Raw genomic sequence first — 19,883 nt, forward strand, 5'->3', positions numbered from 1 at the left:
GGGCGGTGGTTTCGAGACGGTTGCTAGCGCAACCTCCTCAACCACCGAGGCCGGCGGTTTCGAGACGGTTGCCAGCGCAACCTCCTCAACCACCGAGGCCGGCGGTTTCGAGACGGTTGCCAGCGCAACCTCCTCAACCACCGAGGCCGGCGGTTGAGGAAGGCGCCCTGGCGCCTGTCTCGAAACCACCCCGCGGTGGTCGATCCAGCGGGGCCCATCGGCACTGGAGCGAGGGACTTCCGTCCCTGATCGGCAGGGTCAACGACACGCCACGATCACCGCATCTTCCTTGTCACGGCCCGTGGAGGTTCCCTAACTTGAATGGCATGACCGACACGTCTCGGGCACGTCTGGACGGTCTCGGCAGCGATGCGCTGCTGAAGACCGGGCGCTTCTTCACGAGGTGGGAGGAGACCGACGACGGCAGGGCGGTCTTCCGCGAGGGCGGCCGCGCCGGCGACGTCTTCTACCGGGACAGGTGGAGCCACGACAAGGTCGTCCGGTCCACCCACGGCGTGAACTGCACGGGCTCCTGCTCGTGGAAGGTCTACGTCAAGGACGGGATCATCACCTGGGAGAGCCAGGAGACCGACTATCCCTCGGTCGGGCCCGACCGTCCCGAGTACGAGCCCCGCGGCTGCCCGCGGGGCGCTGCCTTCTCCTGGTACACCTACTCGCCGACCCGGGTCCGCTACCCGTACGCCCGCGGGGTCCTCGTCGACATGTTCCGCGAGGCCCGCGAGCGGCTCGGTGACTCCGTCGAGGCGTGGGCCGAGATCGTCGGCGACCCCGCGAAGCGCAAGCGCTACCAGCAGGCCCGCGGCAAGGGCGGCCTGGTGCGGGTCAGCTGGCGCGACGCCGTCGACATGATCGCCGCGGCCCACGTGCACACGATCAAGACCCACGGGCCCGACCGCTGCACGGGCTTCTCGCCGATCCCCGCGATGTCGATGGTGTCCCACTGCGTCGGCACCCGCTTCATCCAGCTCATCGGCGGCGTGATGACGTCGTTCTACGACTGGTACGCCGACCTGCCCGTCGCGAGCCCGCAGGTGTTCGGCGACCAGACCGACGTGCCGGAGTCCGGCGACTGGTGGGACGCGACGTACCTGATGATGTGGGGCTCCAACGTCCCCGTCACGCGCACGCCCGACGCGCACTGGATGGCGGAGGTCCGCTACCGCGGCACCAAGGTGGTCACGGTCAGCCCGGACTACGCCGACAACACCAAGTTCGCCGACGAGTGGATGCCCGCCCAGGCCGGCTCCGACGCCGCGCTGGCGATGGGCATGGGCCACGTGCTGCTCAAGGAGTTCTTCGTCGACCGGCGCACGCCGTTCTTCGTCGACTACGTGCAGAAGTACACCGACCTCCCGTTCCTGATCCGGCTGGAGGAGCACGAGGAGGGCGGGCTGGTGCCCGGCAAGTTCCTCACCGCCGCCGACCTCGGTGGGACCGCGCCGGAGGACGCCTGGAAGACCGTGCTCATGGACGGCGCGTCCGGGCAGCCGGTGGTGCCGAACGGCTCGATGGGTTTCCGGTACGCCGAGTCCGGCAAGGGCAAGTGGAACCTCGACCTCGAGGGCGTCAGCCCCACGCTCACCCTCGCCGGCGAGGGGAGCGAGGCCACCGAGGTGCTGCTCCCGGCGTTCGTCGAGGCCGACGGCACCGGCTCGGTGGTGCGCCGCGGCGTGCCGACGCGGACGGTGGGCGGGCACCGGGTCACCACGGTGTTCGACCTGATGCTCGCGCAGTACGGCGTCGGGCGCGACGGCCTCCCGGGCGAGTGGCCGACCGGCTACGACGACGCGAGCACGCCGTACACCCCGGCCTGGCAGGCGGAGCGCACCAGCGTGCCGGCCGAGCAGTGCATCCGGATCGCCCGCGAGTTCGCGCGCAACTCCGAGGAGTCCGGCGGCCGGTCGATGATCATCATGGGCGCCGGCATCTGCCAGTGGTTCCACGGCGACGCCACCTACCGCGCGATCCTCTCGTTGCTGATCCTCACCGGCGCGATGGGCCGCAACGGCGGCGGCTGGGCGCACTACGTCGGGCAGGAGAAGTGCCGCCCGATCACCGGCTGGATCTCGCTGGCCAACGCCCTCGACTGGGGCCGGCCGCCGCGCACGATGACGGGCACGTCGTTCTGGTACATGCACACCGGGCAGTGGCGCAACGACGGCTACTCCGCCGACTCGCTCAGCTCGCCGCTGGCGAAGGGCCACCTCAAGGGCAAGCACACCGCCGACACGATCGCGCAGTCCGCGCGGCTGGGCTGGATGCCTTTCTATCCCCAGTTCGACCAGAACCCGATGGACGTCGCCGAAGCCGCCACCGCCGCGGTCGAGAACGGCGAGGCGGAGGACGCCGCGTCGTACGTCGTCGACGCGCTCCAGACGGGCAAGCTCAGCCCGGCGATCGCCGACGTCGACGCCCCCGAGGCGTGGCCGCGCACGCTGGTGCTGTGGCGGTCGAACCTCTTCGGCTCGTCGGCGAAGGGCAACGAGTACTTCCTCAAGAACCTGCTCGGCACCCACTCCAACGTGATGGGCACCGAGAACCCCGAGGCACCGCGGCCCGCCGACGTGGCCTGGCACGACGAGACGCCGGAGGGGAAGCTCGACCTGCTGGTGTCGGCGGACTTCCGGATGACGTCGACGACGCTGCTCTCCGACGTCGTGCTGCCGGCCGCCACCTGGTACGAGAAGCACGACCTGTCCTCGACCGACATGCACCCCTTCGTGCACGCGTTCAGCCCGGCGATCGACCCGCCGTGGGAGGCGCGCACCGACTTCGAGGCGTTCCACGCGATCGCCCGCCGGCTCTCCGAGCTCGCCAAGGACCACCTCGGCACCCGGCGCGACCTGGTCGCCGTACCGCTGCAGCACGACACCCCCGGCGAGACCCAGCAGGCCGGCGGCGTCGTGCGCGACTGGAAGGACCCCGACGTGCCGGCGGTGCCGGGGGTCAACACGCCGGTCTTCCAGGTCGTCGAGCGCGACTACACCGCCATCGCCGACAAGCTGGCCAGCGTCGGTCCGCTCGCCGACAGGCTCGGCTTCACGGTCAAGAACGTCACCTACCGGCTCGAGGAGCAGACGGCCGCGCTGGCCCGCAGCAACGGCGTCATGTCCGCCGGCGCGGGCGCGGGCCGACCCGCGATCGACACCGACAAGAAGCTCGCCGAGGCGATCCTGCGCTTCTCCGGTACGACGAACGGCGCGCTCGCCGTCCAGGGCTTCCACGACCTCGAGCAGCGGGTGGGCAAGCCCCTGCACGACCTCGCGGAGGGGTCGGAGGAGAAGCGGATCAGCTTCGCCGACACCCAGGCCGCGCCGGTGCCGGTGATCACGTCGCCGGAGTGGTCGGGCTCGGAGACCGGCGGGCGCCGCTACGCGCCGTTCACCGTCAACATCGAGCGGCTCAAGCCGTTCCACACGCTGACCGGCCGGATGCACTTCTACCTCGACCACGACTGGATGACCGACGTCGGCGAGGCGCTCCCGACGTACCGACCACCCCTGGACATGCAACGGCTCTTCGGCGAGCCCGCGCTCGGCCCGGACGGGCAGCTCCAGGTGACCGTGCGCTACCTGACGCCGCACTCGAAGTGGTCGATCCACTCGGAGTACCAGGACAACCTGTTCATGCTGTCGCTGAGCCGCGGCGGGCCGACGGTCTGGATGAGCCCGCAGGACGCGGCGTCGATCGACGTCCACGACAACGAGTGGGTCGAGTGCGTCAACGAGAACGGCGTGCTCGTGGCCCGCGCGATCGTGAGCCACCGGATGCCGCAGGGCGTCGTGTACGTCTACCACGCGCAGGAGCGCACGATCGACGTACCGAAGTCCGAGGCGACCGGCCGGCGCGGCGGCATCCACAACTCCGTGACCCGATTGCTGGTGAAGCCGACGCACCTGATCGGCGGCTACGCCCAGCTGTCCTACACGTTCAACTACCTCGGCCCCACCGGCAACCAGCGCGACATGGTGACCACGGTCCGCAAGCGCTCGCAGGAGGTGACCTACTGATGCGCGTCATGGCCCAGATGGGCATGGTGATGAACCTCGACAAGTGCATCGGCTGCCACACGTGCTCGGTGACCTGCAAGCAGGCGTGGACCAACCGCGCCGGCACCGAGTACGTCTGGTTCAACAACGTGGAGACGCGGCCCGGGCAGGGCTACCCGCGGCGCTACGAGGACCAGGAGAAGTGGCGCGGCGGCTGGGAGCTCAACCCGCGCGGCCGCCTCCAGCTCCGCACCGGCGGCCGGCTCAAGCGGCTGCTGTCGATCTTCGCCAGCCCCGTGCAGCCCGAGCTCGGCGACTACTACGAGCCGTGGACCTACGACTACAAGACGCTGGTCGAGGCGCCGCTCGGCGACGACTTCCCGGTCGCCCGGCCGAAGTCGCTGATCACCGGCGAGGACACGAAGATCACCTGGTCGGCCAACTGGGACGACAACCTCGGCGGCGCCTCGGAGATGGGCCACCTCGACCCGCTCGTCGAGAAGGTCCGCAAGGAGTCCGAGGACAAGATCAAGTTCGAGCTCGAGCAGACCTTCATGTTCTACCTGCCGAGGATCTGCGAGCACTGCCTCAACCCGTCGTGCATGGCCTCGTGCCCCTCCGGCGCCATCTACAAGCGCTCCGAGGACGGCATCGTCCTCGTCGACCAGGACCGCTGCCGCGGCTGGCGCCAGTGCATCACCGGCTGCCCGTACAAGAAGATCTACTTCAACCACAAGTCCGGCAAGGCCGAGAAGTGCACGTTCTGCTACCCGCGCATCGAGGTCGGCATCCCGACTGTCTGCGCGGAGACGTGCGTGGGCCGGCTGCGCTACCTCGGGCTCTTCCTGTACGACGCCGACGCCGTCACCGCGGCCGCGTCGGTCGAGGACGAGAAGGACCTCTACGAGGCGCAGATGGACCTGCTCCTCGACCCCGAGGACCCGGCCGTCATCGCCGCGGCGCGGGAGCAGGGCATCCCCGAGGACTGGCTCGACCACGCCCGGCGCTCGCCGGTCTACGCGCTCGCGAAGAAGTACCGCGTCGCGCTGCCGCTGCACCCGGAGTACCGCACGATGCCGATGGTCTGGTACGTCCCGCCGCTCTCGCCGGTGGTCGACCTGCTGTCCGAGCAGGGGCACGACGCCGAGGACCGCGACGTGCTCTTCGGCGCGATCGACTCGCTGCGGATCCCGGTCGAGTACCTCGCCGAGCTGTTCACCGCCGGCGACACGGCGGTGATCGAGGGCGTGCTCCGCAAGCTCGCCGCGATGCGCTCCTACATGCGCGGGGTCAACCTCGGCCGCGAGCCCGACGGCTCGATCCCCGACTCGGTCGGGATGACCGAGGAGTCGATGTACGAGATGTACCGGCTGATGGCGATCGCGAAGTACGAAGAGCGCTACGTCATCCCGAAGGCGCACGTAGAGCAGGCCCACGACCTCGAGGAGCTCGGCTGCTCCCTCGACTACGACGAGGGCCCCGGCATGTACGACTCCGGGCCGTTCGGCGAGGCCAGCGGCCGGCCGGTGCCGGTCGCGGTCGAGACCTACCACGCCCTGCGGCAGCGCCAGACCACCGACGAGCCGACCGGCAACGAGGAGCTCCGCGGCCGGGTCAACCTGCTCAACTGGGACGGCAACGGCACCCCGGCCGGGCTGTTCCCCGACAAGCGCGAGGAGCCGTGGTCATGAGGTGGCCGAGTGGCTTCGAGACAGGCGCTAGCGCGCCTTCCTCAACCACCGGGGCGCCACGGTGGTTGAGGAGGTTGCGCAGCAACCGTCTCGAAACCACCCCGGCGGTGGCGTCATGAAGGCGCGGGTCGTGCGGCAGGCCGCGTCGTACCTGCTCTCCTACCCCGACCAGGCCCTGCTCGACCGGGTGCCGGTCCTCCGGGCCGCGCTGGCCGAGCAGCGCGTGACGACGCTCGACGCGCTGCTCGACCACCTCGAGCGCACGCCGCTGCGCGAGCTCGAGCGCCAGTACGTCGACGTCTTCGACCTGTCCCGGCGGCACGCTCTCTACCTCTCCTACTGGACCGACGGCGACACCCGCCGCCGGGGTGAGGTGCTGGGCCGGTTCAAGGCGGCCTACCGGGCCAGCGGGTACCTCGTCGACACCGCCGGCGAGCTGCCCGACTACCTGCCGATGGTGCTCGAGTTCGCGGCGATCGCCGACCCCGACACGGGCGAGGAGATCCTGCGCGACTACCGCCCCAGCCTCGAGATGCTGCGGATCGGCCTCGAGGAGGACGGCACGCCGTACGCCGCCGTCGTCGCCGCCGTCTGCGCGACCCTGCCCGGCGCCCCGCCGAAGGACCGGGCCGCGGTGCAGGCGATGGCCGACGGCCCGCCGACCGAGTCCGTCGGCCTCGAGCCCTACGACCCCCGACTCCTCCCGATGGCCGGCCAGAGATGAGTTGCCCAGAGATGAGCTCACAGCGATGAACACACTGCTCTGGGGCGTGCTGCCCTACCTGGTGATCGCCACCCTCGTGCTGGGCACGATCTGGCGCTACCGCTACGACAAGTTCGGGTGGACGACGCGGTCGTCGCAGCTCTACGAGTCGCGGCTGCTGCGCATCGGGTCGCCGCTCTTCCACTTCGGCATCCTGGTGGTCTTCATCGGCCACGTCGGCGGGCTGCTCATCCCCGAGGACTGGACCGAGGCGGTCGGCATCTCCGAGGGCATGTACCACTTCAACGCGCTGCTCTTCGGCGGGATCGCCGGCGTCTGCACGCTGGCCGGCATCGTGATCCTGGTGATCCGGCGGCGGAAGACGGGGCCGGTCTTCATGGCCACCACCATCAACGACAAGGTGATGTACGTGCTGCTCGTCGGCGCCATCACCCTCGGGCTCTGGACCACCCTCGTCGCGGTCGGCGCCGGCCACGACGCCCACAACTACCGCGAGACCGTCTCGCCGTGGTTCCGCTCGATCTGGCGGCTCAACCCCGACGTCCACGCGATGTCCGAGGCGCCGATCCAGTTCCACGTGCACGTGCTGGTCGGGATGCTGCTGTTCGCGGCATGGCCGTTCACGCGCCTGGTGCACGCCTTCACCGCGCCGGTGCACTACCTCTTCCGGCCCTACATCGTCTATCGCAGCCGCGACGCCCGGGTCCCGGCGCCGACCGGCCGCCCGCGCGCCGGCTGGAGCCCCGTGGGCACGCCCGACCGGGACAGGAGCACCCGATGACCGACGCCACCGCCGCGTCCGCCGTACCCGACCTCCGGCAGGGGCAGGGCCGCAACCTCGCGCTCGCGACGCTCGCCTTCGCCATCAGCTTCTGGGCGTGGAACATGATCGCCCCGCTGGGCGTGCGGTACGCCGAGAGCATGGGCCTCTCCTCGGGCGAGAAGTCGCTGCTCGTGGCGACGCCGGTGCTGGTCGGCTCGCTCGGCCGGATCGTCACGGGAGCGTTGACCGACCGCTTCGGCGGCCGGCTGATGTTCACGCTCCTGCTGCTCGCGACCGCGCCGTTCGTGCTGCTGGTCTCGATCGCCGGCGACCGGGACTCCTACGGGCTGATGCTGCTCTTCGGCTTCTTCCTCGGCATCGGCGGCACCACGTTCGCCGTCGGCATCCCCTTCGTCAACGCCTGGTACGCCGCCGACCGGCGCGGCTTCGCCACGGGCGTCTTCGGCGCCGGCATGGGCGGCACCGCGCTGTCGGCGTTCTTCACCCCGCGGTTCGTGAACTGGTTCGGGTACGGCGTGACGCACCTGATCATCGCGGCAGCCCTGGTCGTCGTCGCCTTCCTGGTGTGGTCGGCGATGCGGGACTCGCCCGCGTGGCGCCCCAACACCGACGCGGTCGTGCCCAAGCTCGTCGGCGCGCTGAAGCTCCCGGTGACCTGGCAGATGTCGTTCCTCTACGCGGTCGCGTTCGGCGGGTTCGTGGCGTTCTCGACGTACCTGCCCACCTACCTCAAGGACGTCTACGAGTTCGACATCACCGAGGCCGGCACCCGCACGGCCGGGTTCGCGATCGCCGCGGTGATCTGCCGCCCGATCGGCGGCGTGCTCTCCGACCGGGTCGGCCCGCGCCTGGTGGCGGCGGTCTCCTTCGCCGGCGCCGCGGTGCTGGCCGTCGTCGAGACCCTCCAGCCCGAGCCGGAGGTGCCCGCCGGCATCTCGTTCGTCCTGCTGGCTGCCTTCCTCGGCCTCGGCACGGGCGGCGTCTTCGCCTGGGTCGCCGCGATGGCGCCCAAGGAGCGGGTCGGCAGCGTCGCCGGCATCGTCGGCGCCGCCGGAGGCCTGGGCGGCTTCTTCCCGCCGCTGGTGATGGGCGCGACGTACGACGAGGCCGACCACAGCTACACGATCGGCCTGCTGCTGCTGGCCATCACCGCCACCATCGCGCTCCTCTACACGCTGTTCGGGATCAAGAGGCGGAAGGAGCCTGCCGCCGCCTGACTGCAACCATTCGGCGGCGGCGCGCGTCTCCCTGGCATGAGATCCCGGTTCCTGCTCCTCGTCGCGCTCGCGGCGCTCGTCCTCGTGCCCGGCTCGCCCGCGGTCGGTCGTGCCGACGCCCCGACCGTCCCGATCCGGCCCGGTTCGCTGCCGCTGGGGGAGGGGCCGGCGATCCCGGCCCAGGCCGGCCGCCACGTCCTCGAGGGCGACGCCCGGGTGCCATTGCCGGCGAGCTCCTACCTGCTCGGCAGGTCCGGCACGGCGTACGTCGTCGCCGCGAGCGGACGCCTGCTGCGCATGGAGGATGACGGCACCAGGACGCAGATCGCGTCGACCGCCGACGACGCCGAGCTCCAGCTCAGTGGCGACGGAGCGCACGTCATCGTCACGCGCTTCCAGCGTGGCGGCCGCAGCCAGGTGACGGTCCTCGACGCCGAGACCGGCGCGAGGGTGGCGCGGCGGACGTTCCCGGACTACGCCGCCGTGATCGACGCCGACGGGGGTCGCGCGGTGCTCTCGACCTGGTCGCCGGGCCGGACCCTGTGGTGGGACTTCGAGGAGGACAGCACGTCCCGGATCGTCGGCCGGCCCGCCGGGCACGCCGACATCCGTGCCGACCGGCTCGCGACGTTCACGGGCGACCCGTACGACGGCGGCTGCACGGTCGTCACCTCGCTGACCCGGCCGCGCCGGGAGCTGTGGCGCTCGTGCCAGGAGGCCGTCATCGCGTTCTCGCCGAACGGGCGCCGGATGGCGACGGTCCACATCCTCACCGACGGCCTCGGCCCCGGTGAGGTGCACGCCCGCACGATCGGCGGCCGGAGGATCGCCACCTACGCGGCGTACTGGTTCGGCAGCGTCGAGTGGGAGACCGACCGCGTCCTGCTCGTCGACGCGCACACCAAGCGTCGGGCCGCCCTGGTCCGGTGCGACGCCGCCGAGTGCGAGCGCGCGTCCGCCGTCCGGCGCGACGCGGTCGGCTGACGGCCGATTCCCACCGGCCTGCGGGTCGCTGGGCTCGCGGCCGACAGGCAGCGAAGCGGGGTACGGCGGGCGCGGGGTTGCGCTGCTCCCTGGCTGACACGATTGCCTCGTGCGAGCCATGGTCGTCGATGCGGTCCGAGCCCTGCCCGAGGTACGGGAGGTTCCCACCCCGACGTCGCCGGACGGCGGCGTCGTGGTCCGGGTGATGGCGACCGGCATGTGCCGCAGTGACTGGCATGGGTGGGCCGGGCACGACGACGACATCGTGTTCCCCCACGTGCCGGGCCACGAGCTCGCCGGCGTCGTGGTCGAGGTCGGGACCGGCGTCGAGCGATGGGGCATCGGTGACCGTGTGACGGTGCCGTTCGTGTGCGGCTGCGGCCGCTGCGAGTGGTGCCTGGTCGGGGACGCCCAGGTCTGCCCGCACCAGCAGCAGCCGGGCTTCACCCACTGGGGGTCGTTCGCCGAGCGCGTGGCCCTGCACGCGGCGGACGCCAACCTCGTGGCGCTGCCCGACGAGGTCGACTTCGCCACCGCCGCCGGCCTGGGCTGCCGGTTCGCCACGGCGTACCGCGCCCTGGTCGGGCGAGCGCGGGTGCGCCCGGGCGAGTGGGTGGCGGTGGTCGGCGCGGGTGGCGTCGGGCTCAGCGCAATCATGATCGCCCGGGCCGTGGGCGCACACGTCGTCGCCGTCGACCGGAACCCGGAGGCCCTCGCCCTCGCGGTCGAGCTCGGCGCGGAGCGCACCGTGCTGGCTGACGCCGACGTGCCGGCGGCGATCGCCGAGCTCACCGGCGGAGGGGCGCACGTGTCCGTGGACGCCGTCGGCAGCGAGCAGACCTGCGCCGACGCGATCCTCGGCCTGCGTCGCCGCGGGCGGCACGTCCAGGTCGGGCTGCTGCCGCCGGTGGACGGCCACCCGCGAGTACCGATGGCGCGGGCGATCGCCTGGGAGCTCGACCTGCTCGGCAGCCACGGGATGGCGGCCGCCGACTACCCCGAGATGCTGGCGCTGATCGAGCAGGGTGCGCTGCAGCCCCAGCGGCTCGTCGAGCGCACCATCGGCCTCGAGGAGGCGGCCCGGCTGCTGCCGGTCTTCGATCGCGCGACGCTCGCCGGCATCACTGTCGTCGCGCCCGGCTAACGTCTCAGCGTGTCCTTCGTCCCCCTCACCGGCCCGGCGACGTTCCGCGCCGGTGACCCGCCGCGGGAGGGGGTCGTCGAGTTCAGCGACGCACGACGCACGGTCGCGCTGCCGATCCGGGCGGCGCTCCCGGTGCTCACGAGGGCCCGCAACCGCGACGACCTGCACCCGACGGTCGGGCTGCTGAGTGGAGCCGCGCTGCTGGGCATGCGACTGGTGGCGGCGGGGAAGTTCGCGCCGAGCGCCGCGGGGGCGGGCAGCCAGCCGAGCTGGCGGGTGAGTGGTCTCGACGCCGACGACGAGGACCGCATCGAGATGCTCGCCCGCGCGCAGCGGGACGACGAGGCGCTGGTGCGCGACCTCATCGACGCGATCGTCGACGCGATGCCGCGGCAGCCACCGGTCGAGGTGCCCGAGCGCGTTCCTGCGCGGCGGGGACCGACGTTCGAGGAGCGGCTGCAGGCGCGGCTGGCCCGGCACCGGCGCGTGGAGCCGAGCGACCTGCCGCAGCTGGTGCGGCTGTCGGTCCGGGTCGAGGCCGACGAGGAGGAGCTCGTCGCGGGCGCCGTACGCCTGGTCCCCCAGGCACACGACGAGCAGAACCCCCTGCACCTGTGCGACCTCGCCCTGCTGTGGACGCACGGGCCGGAGGAGCACGGGTTCGGCGAGCGCGCCCGCACCCACGCGACGATCGCGCTGCGGGCCGCCGCCGACGCGTGGCCGGTGCTCGACCGGCTGCTCGAGCTGCGCGTCCCCGACCAGATCACGCTCGACACCGACGAGCTGGTGGGCCTGCTCGACGAGGGCGTCGGCGCGCTGCGTGACCGCGGCGTCGACGTGCTGTGGCCGCGCAGTCTCGGCCGCGACCTCAGCGCGACCGCGACCCTCGACCGTGCGAGCCCGGCCGCGCCCGGCGAGATCCGCGAGGAGCCCCTCAACGAGCCGCTGCTCGGCACAGAGTCGCTCTTCGCCTTCCGGTGGCAGGTCGCGCTGCACGGCGACCCGCTCACCGAGGCCGAGATGGACCAGCTCGCCTCGTCGGCCACCCCGCTGATGCGGCTGCGCGGCAACTGGACCGTCGTCGACCCGGCGATCGTCCGCAAGGCGCGCAAGCGGCTGCTGCGCACGGTCAAGCCGGCCGAGGCGGTCGCCGCCGCCCTGACCGGCGTGGTGCAGACCGGCCCGGAGGACCAGGAGCAGGTGATCGTCGGCGCCAGCCTCCTGAAGGTGCGCGAGCAGCTGCTCACAGCGGCCACCCGCGAGCCGGTCGCTCCCCCGACCGCGCTCGCCGCGGAGTTGCGCGAGTACCAGCAGCACGGCCTCACCTGGCTGGCCGAGCTCACCTCGCTCGGGCTCGGCGCCTGCCTCGCCGACGACATGGGCCTCGGCAAGACCATCACGCTGATCGCGCTCCACCTGCACCGTCGCCAGGAGGGCGCGACCGGCCCCACGCTCGTCGTCTGCCCGGCCAGCCTGCTGGGCAACTGGGAGGACGAGGTGGGCCGCTTCGCGCCCGGCACCCCCGTGGTGCGCTTCCACGGGAGCGCTCGCGACCTCGACGCGATGGGTGACGGGTTCGTCCTGACGACGTACGGCACCATGCAGCGCGACGCCGAGCGGCTCGCCTCCGTCGACTGGGACCTCGTGGTCGCAGACGAGGCGCAGCACATCAAGAACCCGCGTACGTCGACCGCGCGGGCGCTCCGCTCGATCCCCAGCCGTGCCCGGGTCGCGCTGACCGGGACGCCGGTCGAGAACAACCTGACCGAGCTCTGGGCGATCCTCGACTGGGCGATCCCGGGGCTGCTCGGCAGCCGCAACGCCTTCCGGAAGGCGTGGGCCGCGCCGATCGAGTCGGGCCGGGAGCCCACGAAGGCGAAGCAGTTCGCCGACCTGATCGGGCCGTTCCTGCTGCGCCGCCGCAAGTCCGACCCCGGCATCGCGCCCGAGCTGCCGGCGAAGACCGAGACCGACCACCGGATCGGGCTGACCCGCGAGCAGGTCGTGCTCTACGAGTCGTTCGTGCGCGACATCATGGAGCGCATCGAGCGCGCCGACGAGGACACCCGGCGCGGGCTCGTGCTCAAGCTCCTCACCGGGCTCAAGCAGATCTGCAACCACCCGGCCCACTTCTTGAAGCAGGGCGCGGTCCGCCTGTCCGGTCGCTCGCAGAAGATCGACCTCCTCGACGAGCTGCTCGGCACCGTGCTCGCCGAGGACGGCGCGGCGCTGGTGTTCACCCAGTACGTCGAGATGGCCCGCCTCCTCGAGTCGCACCTCGGGCGGGCCGGCGTGCCCCACCAGCTCCTGCACGGCGGCACGCCGGTGCGGGAGCGCGAGGCGATGGTGCGGCGCTTCCAGGGTGGCGACGTCCCGGTGTTCCTGCTGTCCCTCAAGGCGGGCGGCACCGGCCTCAACCTCACCCGCGCCGACCACGTCATCCACGTCGACCGGTGGTGGAACCCCGCCGTCGAGGAGCAGGCGACCGACCGCGCCTACCGGATCGGCCAGACCCGGCCGGTGCAGGTGCACCGGATCATCACGCGCGGCACGATCGAGGAGCGGATCGCCGAGCTGCTGGGCCGCAAGCGGGCGCTGGCCGACGCGGTCCTCGGCCGCGGCGAGGCGGCGTTGACCGAGCTCAGCAACGACGAGCTCCGCGACCTGGTCGCGCTGCGCCCCGACGCGATGGAGGAGTAGTGCCGGCCGTCCTGCACCCGCGGGTCCAGCCCCGGCGCGGCGCCGCCCGCGCCACGACGTGGTGGGGCAAGGCGTGGGTGCGCGCGGTCGAGGAGGCGGCGTACGCCGACGCGGACCTCAAGGCCGCCCGGGCGCTCGCGCGCGGTGGCCACGTCGGGCAGATCGCGACCGAGCCGGGACGCTTCGTCGCGTCGGTCGACGACGCCCGCGGCCTCTGGACCGTCGACGGCTCGCTGCCGGTGCTCGACGGCGCGGGCCTCGACGCGCTGGTCGAGACGGTCGCGGCGGAGGCCGGCCGGATCGCGTCGCTGCTGGCCGGCGACCTCCCGCACGACCTGGTCGAGCAGGCGGAGGAGGCCGGCGCCGAGGTGCTGCCGAGCGGGTGCGACCACTGGGCCGACCCGTGCGTCCACGCGCTCGCCGTGCTCCACCAGCTGGCGTGGCTGGTCGACGCGGACCCGCTGCTGCTCCTGCAGCTGCGCGGGCTGCCGCGCGACGACCTGCTGGCGCGCCTGCACGCGCGGCAGGCTCCCCGCGAGACCGACACCGAGACCGATGCCGACCGCGACCTCGACCTCGCCGTCGAGGCCGCGCTCTACGCGGCGCGAGTGCTGGAGGAGGACGGGTCTGGCCCTCCCGTGTCGCCGGCGGGATGATGAGCCCGGCGGGAGGAGGTCCGGCGATGGTGTCCCGATTCCGTGTGGTCGAGCGCCAGTTCACGAAGTTCCTGCGCGCACCCCTGTCGGTCCGGCGAGCGATGGCGGTGATCGTCACGGCGACCTTCGTGAGCGTCGTCGCCGGCGGCATCCTGATCCGCCTCCTCGACCCCGAGGAGTTCCCCGACCTCGGGACCGGCCTGTGGTGGTCGCTGCAGACGGTCACGACGGTCGGGTACGGCGACGTCGTGCCCCAGGACGCCTGGGGTCGCGTCATCGGCGCCGTGATCATGCTGGAGTCGATCGCGTTCGTCGCGATCGCCACCGCCGCGATCACCTCGAACTTCGTCGAGCGCGCCCGGCGCCAGTCCGCCGCTGCGGCGGGTGACGCCGACGTCGCGGCGGAGCTGGCCGCGATGCGCGCCCAGCTCGACCTCATCCAGCGCCGGCTCGACGAGCTCGGCTCCGACCGGTCCTGACGATGAGCAGCGGGTCGCGGCTGCGGGCGGCGATCGCCAGCAACGCCGCGCTGCCGACCGTGTGGCCGGTCGCGGTGATCGTCCTGCTCAGCGTCGGCTGCGGAGCCGGGGTCGCCGCGGCGCTCGGGTACGCCGACGTCGCACTGTCGGCCGGGTTCGTGGCGGCGCTGGCGACCGTGGGCGGGGTCCTCGTGCCGCCCGCCCTGACCACGCAGGTCGCGCTCCCGGCCGGTGTCGCCGTCGCCCTCGCCCCGCCGCTCGCACTCGCCGGGGAGGGGCGCCCGGTGGTGGCCGCGCTCGTCGCGGCCGTGGTGTTCGCGGTGACCGCGCTCGCCCAGCAGGACGAGCCGACCGGGCGGCTCGTCGGCGCGCTCGGCGGCACGGCGTACGTGCTCGCGGTCGGCCTCGGGCTCGTGCGCGACGCGCCGCTCTCGCACACGTTCGTCGCGGGCGCGGTCGGCCTGGGCACGGCCGCCGCGCTCATCGTCGGTGTCGCGGCGCTCCGGGCGCGGCGCGAGGAGCCGGGCGACGCTCCGGACCGCCTGCCGGGGCGGTTCGCGACCCGGCTGGGCGCCGCGATCGCGACCGCGCTCCGCGAGCGACAGCACAACCAGTGGGCGCGGCTCGCCGTACGCCGGGTCGTCGTTCTCGTGCCGATGGTGGCGGTGCTCGAGGCGTGGCGCGACCCCGTCGCGCTGTACGCGCTGGTGGTCGCCTTCTCGGTGACGCAGCCGGTTGCCTCCGACACCGTCGACCGCGCCCTCGCGCGCGTGGCCGGGGTCGTGGCCGCGGTGCTCGTCACGGGCGCGGTCGGGCTGGTGGCGCCGGACTGGGCGGTCATCGCCTTCGGCGTGGTCGCGATGGTCGCCGGCCTGGCCTACCTCCTGCGGAGCCCGTTCCTGACGACGCTGGGCACGACCGTCCTCACGGTGGCGGGCAGCGTCGTCTCCGGCAGCTCGTCGGCCGTGACCGGCCGGCTCGTCTCGACGCTCGCGGGCGCCGCCGTCGGCCTGCTGGCCAGCGTGCTCATCCGCGGAGCGCCCCCACCGCCATCCGGGTGAGCACCTCGCGCATCTGGGCGTCGGGGAGCAGTGAGCTGTGCGGGGTGGAGTTGATGAGGCCGAAGGCCGCGTGCGCCATGGCCCGGGCGGTGGGGAGGTCGCGCGCGGGGTCGACCAGCCGCAGCTGGGCGGCCCAGAGGTCGACGTACTCGCGCTGGAGGCGGCGCACCTGCTCGCGCGCGTCCTCCGGGAGCGACTCCCAGTCGCGGTCCTGCACGACGATCAGCGGCCGGTGCCGGAGCGCGAAGTCGACGTGCCAGTCGACGAGTGCGGCGAGGGCGGCCGCGGGGTCGGCGGCGTCCGCGGCGCGCTGCCGGCCCACGCGCAACAGTTCCTCGCTGATCGAGACCAGCATCTCCGCGAGCATCGCCTGCTTGGACTCGAAGTGCTTGTAGAGCGCCGGCCCGGAGATCCCGCACGCGGCGCCGAGGTCGGCGACCGAGACCCCGTGGTAGCCGCGCGCCGCGAACAGCTCCGCCGCGGTGTCGAGGATCTGACTGCGTCGATCCGGGCGGCGGCTCATGCCGCCAAGGTTAGCGGCTGTTAACCCTGCTGCTCGTCCCCCTGAGCGGCAGACTCTTGCGCGGCGATCTGACGGCGTACGTCGTCCATGTCGAGGTCCTTGACCGCCGTGATCACCTGCTCGAGTGCCGGGGCCGGGAGGGCGCCGGGCTGGGCGAAGACGAGGATGCCGTCGCGGAAGGCCATCAGCGTGGGGATCGAGGTGATCTGCGCGGCCGCCGCCAGGGACTGCTCGGCCTCGGTGTCCACCTTGCCGAAGACGACGTCGGAGTGCTGGTCGGACGCTGCCTCGAAGACGGGCGCGAACTGGCGGCACGGGCCGCACCAGGACGCCCAGAAGTCGACGAGCACGATGTCGTTGTCGACGACGGTCTGCTCGAAGGTGTCGGCGGTCAGCGCTACTGCGGTCATGCCGTTCCAACGGCTCGACGGCGGGGATTGTTCCGGGGGGAGGGCCGCCGCGCGGGCGGCCCTCCCCCGGAAGCTGCTCCGGGACTACTCCTTCACGAACGTGACGTAGCTGGCGTCGCCCTGTCCGGTCCCGGAGTTCGGCCCGAGCGTCACCCGTCCGGCGGGCACCTGCTTGGCGAAGACGACGAGCGGCACGTCCTCGCGGCGCGGCGGCAGGTCCCACGCCGACAGGTCGCCGGAGAAGTCCTCCTCGAAGAGCGTCGCTCCGGCGGGCGTCGACACCGACAGGTCGTCGTACTCGCCGACGTCCGAGCCGCCCAGGTTGAAGCCGACCCGGCCGGCCGCGAACGTACCGTCGGTCCGCTCGTCCACGAGCTTGCCGTCGAGGAAGGTCCGGATGCGGTCTCCGACCGCCTCGATCCGCAGGTGGTAGGTGTTCCCCGGTGCGGGCTCGATCGGCACGACCCGGCCGAGCAGGGTGGTGCGCCCATCGACCATCTTGCTCATCCTGAGCTGGCCCAGGCCGCCGTCGCTGCCCAGGGAGCCGCCGATCTGCCACACGTAGCCGTTCCGGCTGTCGGGCGCTCGGAACACGAGGCTCGCGCCGACCTGGATCTGCCGGAGCGTCACGTCGACCACCTGGTCGCCCCAGTCCACCCCCTGCTTCGAGAGCGTCACGCCGCCGCCGGAGGCGCGCAAGTGACCCTGCTGGATGTCGAACCGGCGGAGGTAGTTGCGGGTGCCGACGGTCAGCGGCGTCCGCTCGAACCCCTGCTGAGCCAGCCAGCCCGGCCACCAGGTCCCCTCGCCGCGGGCGTCGAAGGCGGCGTACACCGTCGCCGGGCGCGCGAGGTCGAAGGACAGGTAGTCGGCCGGGGTCGTCGCCCGGGCGTCGGCCTGCGCGCCCTGGACCTGGACGGCGCCGGCGAGCTGTTGCGGGAGGGTCGCGATGGTGTCGCTGCGGTCGACGTAGAGCGGGTTCCCGGAGCGGGCCCGGACCAGGGCGTGGAGCTTCTCCGGCGCCACGTCGGTCACCAGGTCGGATTCGATCTGCGGGATGCCGTCGTCGACGCCGAGCGTCCGCTCACCGAGGTGCTTGGCGGCGCCGGCGGCGGCGCCCGTCACCGCGGCGAAGCGGTACGACGTGACCGGGTGGGCGACGCGCTCGAGGAGGTACGAACGCCCCGCCACGACCGGCACGTCCACGGTGTCGACCCGGCTCGGCGCCACGACGGTCGTGTCATCGCTCACCACGCGCACCGCCTCGCCCGGCCACGGGTTGGCGACCGTCAGCGTCTCGTCGGAGCCCGCCTCGATGCCGAGGTAGAGCGGCGATCCCGAGCGGACCTGGGTGCTCGCCCGGTGTCCGCCGGGCAGCACCACCGTGCCGTCGACGTCCCAGTCCTCCGGCACCGAGGCGGCCACCCGGACGGTGCCGTCGTACGACTGGACGAGACCCTCCTGGAGGGCGCCGGCGACGATGCCGTTCCACGAGCTGTAGAGGTTGTGGCTGGCCTGGGGGTCGTCGTTCTTGCCGTGGACGGTGAAGCCGTTGGCGTACTTCTGCAGGTCCTCGGTGCCCTGCACCAGCAGCTCCTTCATCTGGTCCGGCAGGTGCAGGCGGGCCGCCCAGATCGGGTCCTCGTTCCACTCGCGGGTCAGCGGGAAGACCCGGTCCCGGAACGTCCGCTGGGCGAGCGGGGAGGAGGCCTCGGCGAGACCCCAGGGGTAGACCGCCTCGAGATCGGTGTTCTGGGTGTTCTTCGCCGGCTCGTTGGTGGCGGACCAGCCGTAGACGTCGTTGCCGCGGCGCGTGGTCGTCGGCAGGTCGGGCAGCTGCGGCACCGCGGCGTCGAGCCGCTCGGCGAGGTCGCTGTCGCCGCGCTGCTCGGCGAGCCGCGCGATGATCGGGAACATCACCTTCATGCCGGCGACGTCGGGCATCGGGTCGGTGGTGTCCCACTGGGTCTCGAACGAGTTGACGTGGTGGAGGTGGAGGCGGCCGTCGTCGCCGGGCTCCAGGATCGACAGGTAGAAGAGGGCGACCTCGCGCATCAGCGGGTAGCCCTCGCTGAGGTAGGTGTCGTCACCGGTGTAGCGGTAGGTCTGCCAGGCGTTGTGGGCGACCTCCAGGCCACCGCTCAGGATGCGGTTCGTCCAGGTGGGGCCGGCGTCGCTGTCGCACCCGTCCGGCGTCGTCCCGTCGTAGTCGATGAGCTCGGGAACGCAGACGCCCTCGGCGCCCGCCCAGTGCTCCCGGGTCACCTGCCGGAGCTGCTCGAGGTGCGTGGTGAAGAGGCGCAGGTAGGGAGCGTTGAAGGCCGCGGTCCCGGCGCCGAGGTTGGCGAAGACCTGCTGGCGCACGTTGAAGTGGAACCAGGTGGACGGGGACACGGCGGAGTCCGGCCAGGGGTAGAGCATGTTCGCCGCTCCGGCCTGGCCGGTCGGGAGCTCGTTCCGCTGGGTCGCGGCCGTCGTGTACAGCTGCTGCGCCCGCAGCGCCTCCATGTACTCGCCCACGCCGTCCGGGGACTCGATCCGCAGCGGCGCGACCTCGCGGTCCCAGAACCGGTGCCACCAGGTGAGGTGGTGCCGCTCGGGGGCCGCGCCCGAGGCGCCGGCGACGGCGTTCGTGGTCGCGGTGGCGAGGTCACCACCCGTGTACGACGGGGCGCCGACGACGAGGCGGAAGCTGCCGTCGGGCGCCGGCGTGAACTCCAGCCGGACGGTCTGATCGTCGACGACCGTCGCGGTGACGTTCCGGGCCTGCGCGGTCATCGCGGCGACCGCGCCCGTCGTGCCGTTGCGGGCCGTGAAGGTCTCGGCGAGGGCAGCGACGTCGCCCGCCGCGTAGGTGCTGGGCTTCCGGTTCGCCGGGAGGCGCAGCTCCGCCGTCTGGCGCACCCCCGCCGGCGCACCGGTCACGTCGAGGACGAGCTGGTCGGTGTCGGCGCGCACGAAGGCGGTGGCGGACATCCCGCGCCCGCGCTGCTCGAGCTCGGCGTCGTAGAGGTCGACCCGGCCGCGGTAGTCGCCGGCTGTCGCCAGCCGCATCAGCCCCGGTACGACGAGGCGCCCGGCGGTCCGGAGGCTGGGGAAGGTGTCGTTGCGGTTGAGCTGGGCGGTGAAGCCGTCGCGGTTCCACACCGCGGCGCCGAGCCGGCCGTTGCCGAGCGGCATGCTCTGCTCGTCGCGCCAGGCGGGCTGCTCGAGGACGAGGTCCGAACGGGCGACGACCTTCGCCGTGTCGACCCGGAGGTCGTCCCCGCGCCAGGCGACCGAGGTTCCGGCCCGGTCGGCTGCGGGGGGTGCGGCCGCGGCCGCGGCGGTGGTGAGGCAGGGCAGGCCCGCCGATATCAGGGTGAGGGCGGCCAGCGCGGCCGCGCGTGCACTACAGGTCGACATCCAGAGCTCCCGAGACTCGATGGTTGATCAAACGATTGCGCGCTCTGCACAGTAACGGGGGTCACACCCGGCTTGTCAATCGTTTGATCACGAAT

14 protein-coding genes are annotated in these 19,883 nt (G+C 72.5%); 11 read left to right on the forward strand and 3 right to left on the reverse strand.

Features of this window, described 5'->3' with window-relative positions; translation table 11 throughout:
* The first annotated feature begins 326 nt into the window (after window positions 1–326).
* The 11 genes from ACFQQI_RS15660 to ACFQQI_RS15710 all read left to right on the forward strand — a co-directional run bounded on the left by ACFQQI_RS15660 (window position 327) and on the right by ACFQQI_RS15710 (window position 15,450).
* Complete coding sequence (locus tag ACFQQI_RS15660; protein ID WP_378565167.1) at window positions 327–4,031, forward strand: nitrate reductase subunit alpha; 3,705 nt, start codon at window positions 327–329, stop codon at window positions 4,029–4,031.
* On the forward strand, window positions 4,031–5,701 hold the full coding sequence (gene narH, locus ACFQQI_RS15665) for a nitrate reductase subunit beta (protein WP_378565171.1): 1,671 nt from the start codon (window positions 4,031–4,033) through the stop codon (window positions 5,699–5,701). The genes ACFQQI_RS15660 and narH overlap by 1 nt, the downstream gene beginning before the upstream one ends.
* A gap of 115 nt (window positions 5,702–5,816) precedes the next feature.
* On the forward strand, window positions 5,817–6,425 hold the full coding sequence (gene narJ / locus ACFQQI_RS15670) for a nitrate reductase molybdenum cofactor assembly chaperone (protein ID WP_378565174.1): 609 nt from the start codon (window positions 5,817–5,819) through the stop codon (window positions 6,423–6,425).
* 25 nt (window positions 6,426–6,450) lie between these two features.
* Window positions 6,451–7,206 (forward strand): respiratory nitrate reductase subunit gamma, encoded by a 756-nt coding sequence (narI, locus tag ACFQQI_RS15675; RefSeq protein ID WP_378565177.1) that lies wholly within the window; start codon window positions 6,451–6,453, stop codon window positions 7,204–7,206.
* Window positions 7,203–8,426 carry a nitrate/nitrite transporter gene (locus tag ACFQQI_RS15680; protein WP_378565181.1) on the forward strand — a complete coding sequence of 408 codons (1,224 nt, stop codon included), beginning with the start codon at window positions 7,203–7,205 and terminating at the stop codon, window positions 8,424–8,426. The genes narI and ACFQQI_RS15680 overlap by 4 nt, the downstream gene beginning before the upstream one ends.
* 36 nt (window positions 8,427–8,462) lie before the next feature.
* On the forward strand, window positions 8,463–9,410 hold the full coding sequence (locus ACFQQI_RS15685) for a hypothetical protein (protein WP_378565184.1): 948 nt from the start codon (window positions 8,463–8,465) through the stop codon (window positions 9,408–9,410).
* A 118-nt stretch (window positions 9,411–9,528) separates the two neighbouring features.
* Window positions 9,529–10,554: a zinc-binding dehydrogenase gene (locus tag ACFQQI_RS15690; protein ID WP_378565579.1), complete on the forward strand. Its 1,026-nt coding sequence runs from the start codon at window positions 9,529–9,531 to the stop codon at window positions 10,552–10,554.
* Between the two features lie 9 nt (window positions 10,555–10,563).
* The gene (locus tag ACFQQI_RS15695) at window positions 10,564–13,254 is read left to right on the forward strand and encodes a DEAD/DEAH box helicase (RefSeq protein ID WP_378565187.1); all 2,691 of its coding nucleotides are present in this window, start codon (window positions 10,564–10,566) and stop codon (window positions 13,252–13,254) included.
* On the forward strand, window positions 13,254–13,910 hold the full coding sequence (locus ACFQQI_RS15700) for a hypothetical protein (RefSeq protein ID WP_378565190.1): 657 nt from the start codon (window positions 13,254–13,256) through the stop codon (window positions 13,908–13,910). Before ACFQQI_RS15695 ends, ACFQQI_RS15700 begins: the two co-directional genes overlap by 1 nt.
* Before the next feature lie 29 nt (window positions 13,911–13,939).
* Window positions 13,940–14,389 carry a potassium channel family protein gene (locus tag ACFQQI_RS15705; protein WP_378565193.1) on the forward strand — a complete coding sequence of 150 codons (450 nt, stop codon included), beginning with the start codon at window positions 13,940–13,942 and terminating at the stop codon, window positions 14,387–14,389.
* A gap of 2 nt (window positions 14,390–14,391) precedes the next feature.
* A complete protein-coding gene (locus ACFQQI_RS15710) occupies window positions 14,392–15,450 on the forward strand; it encodes an FUSC family protein (protein ID WP_378565196.1) in 1,059 nt (352 codons plus the stop codon).
* On the opposite strand, the gene ACFQQI_RS15715 is transcribed toward ACFQQI_RS15710, so the two are convergent.
* The 3 genes from ACFQQI_RS15715 to ACFQQI_RS15725 form a co-directional block, all read right to left on the reverse strand.
* The gene (locus tag ACFQQI_RS15715; RefSeq protein WP_378565199.1) at window positions 15,416–15,973 is read right to left on the reverse strand and encodes a TetR/AcrR family transcriptional regulator; all 558 of its coding nucleotides are present in this window, start codon (window positions 15,971–15,973) and stop codon (window positions 15,416–15,418) included. The two genes, ACFQQI_RS15710 and ACFQQI_RS15715, sit on opposite strands and share 35 nt — an antisense overlap.
* Window positions 15,974–15,993: 20 nt before the next feature.
* Entirely contained in the window at window positions 15,994–16,383 is a 390-nt protein-coding gene (gene trxA, locus ACFQQI_RS15720) for a thioredoxin (protein WP_378565202.1), read from the reverse strand.
* 84 nt (window positions 16,384–16,467) lie between these two features.
* Window positions 16,468–19,788, reverse strand: a complete 3,321-nt coding sequence (locus ACFQQI_RS15725; RefSeq protein WP_378565204.1) for a hypothetical protein — start codon at window positions 19,786–19,788, stop codon at window positions 16,468–16,470.
* Window positions 19,789–19,883: the final 95 nt, after the last annotated feature.

Source organism: Nocardioides sp. GCM10030259, assembly GCF_042666375.1.
GTDB lineage: Bacteria > Actinomycetota > Actinomycetes > Propionibacteriales > Nocardioidaceae > Nocardioides.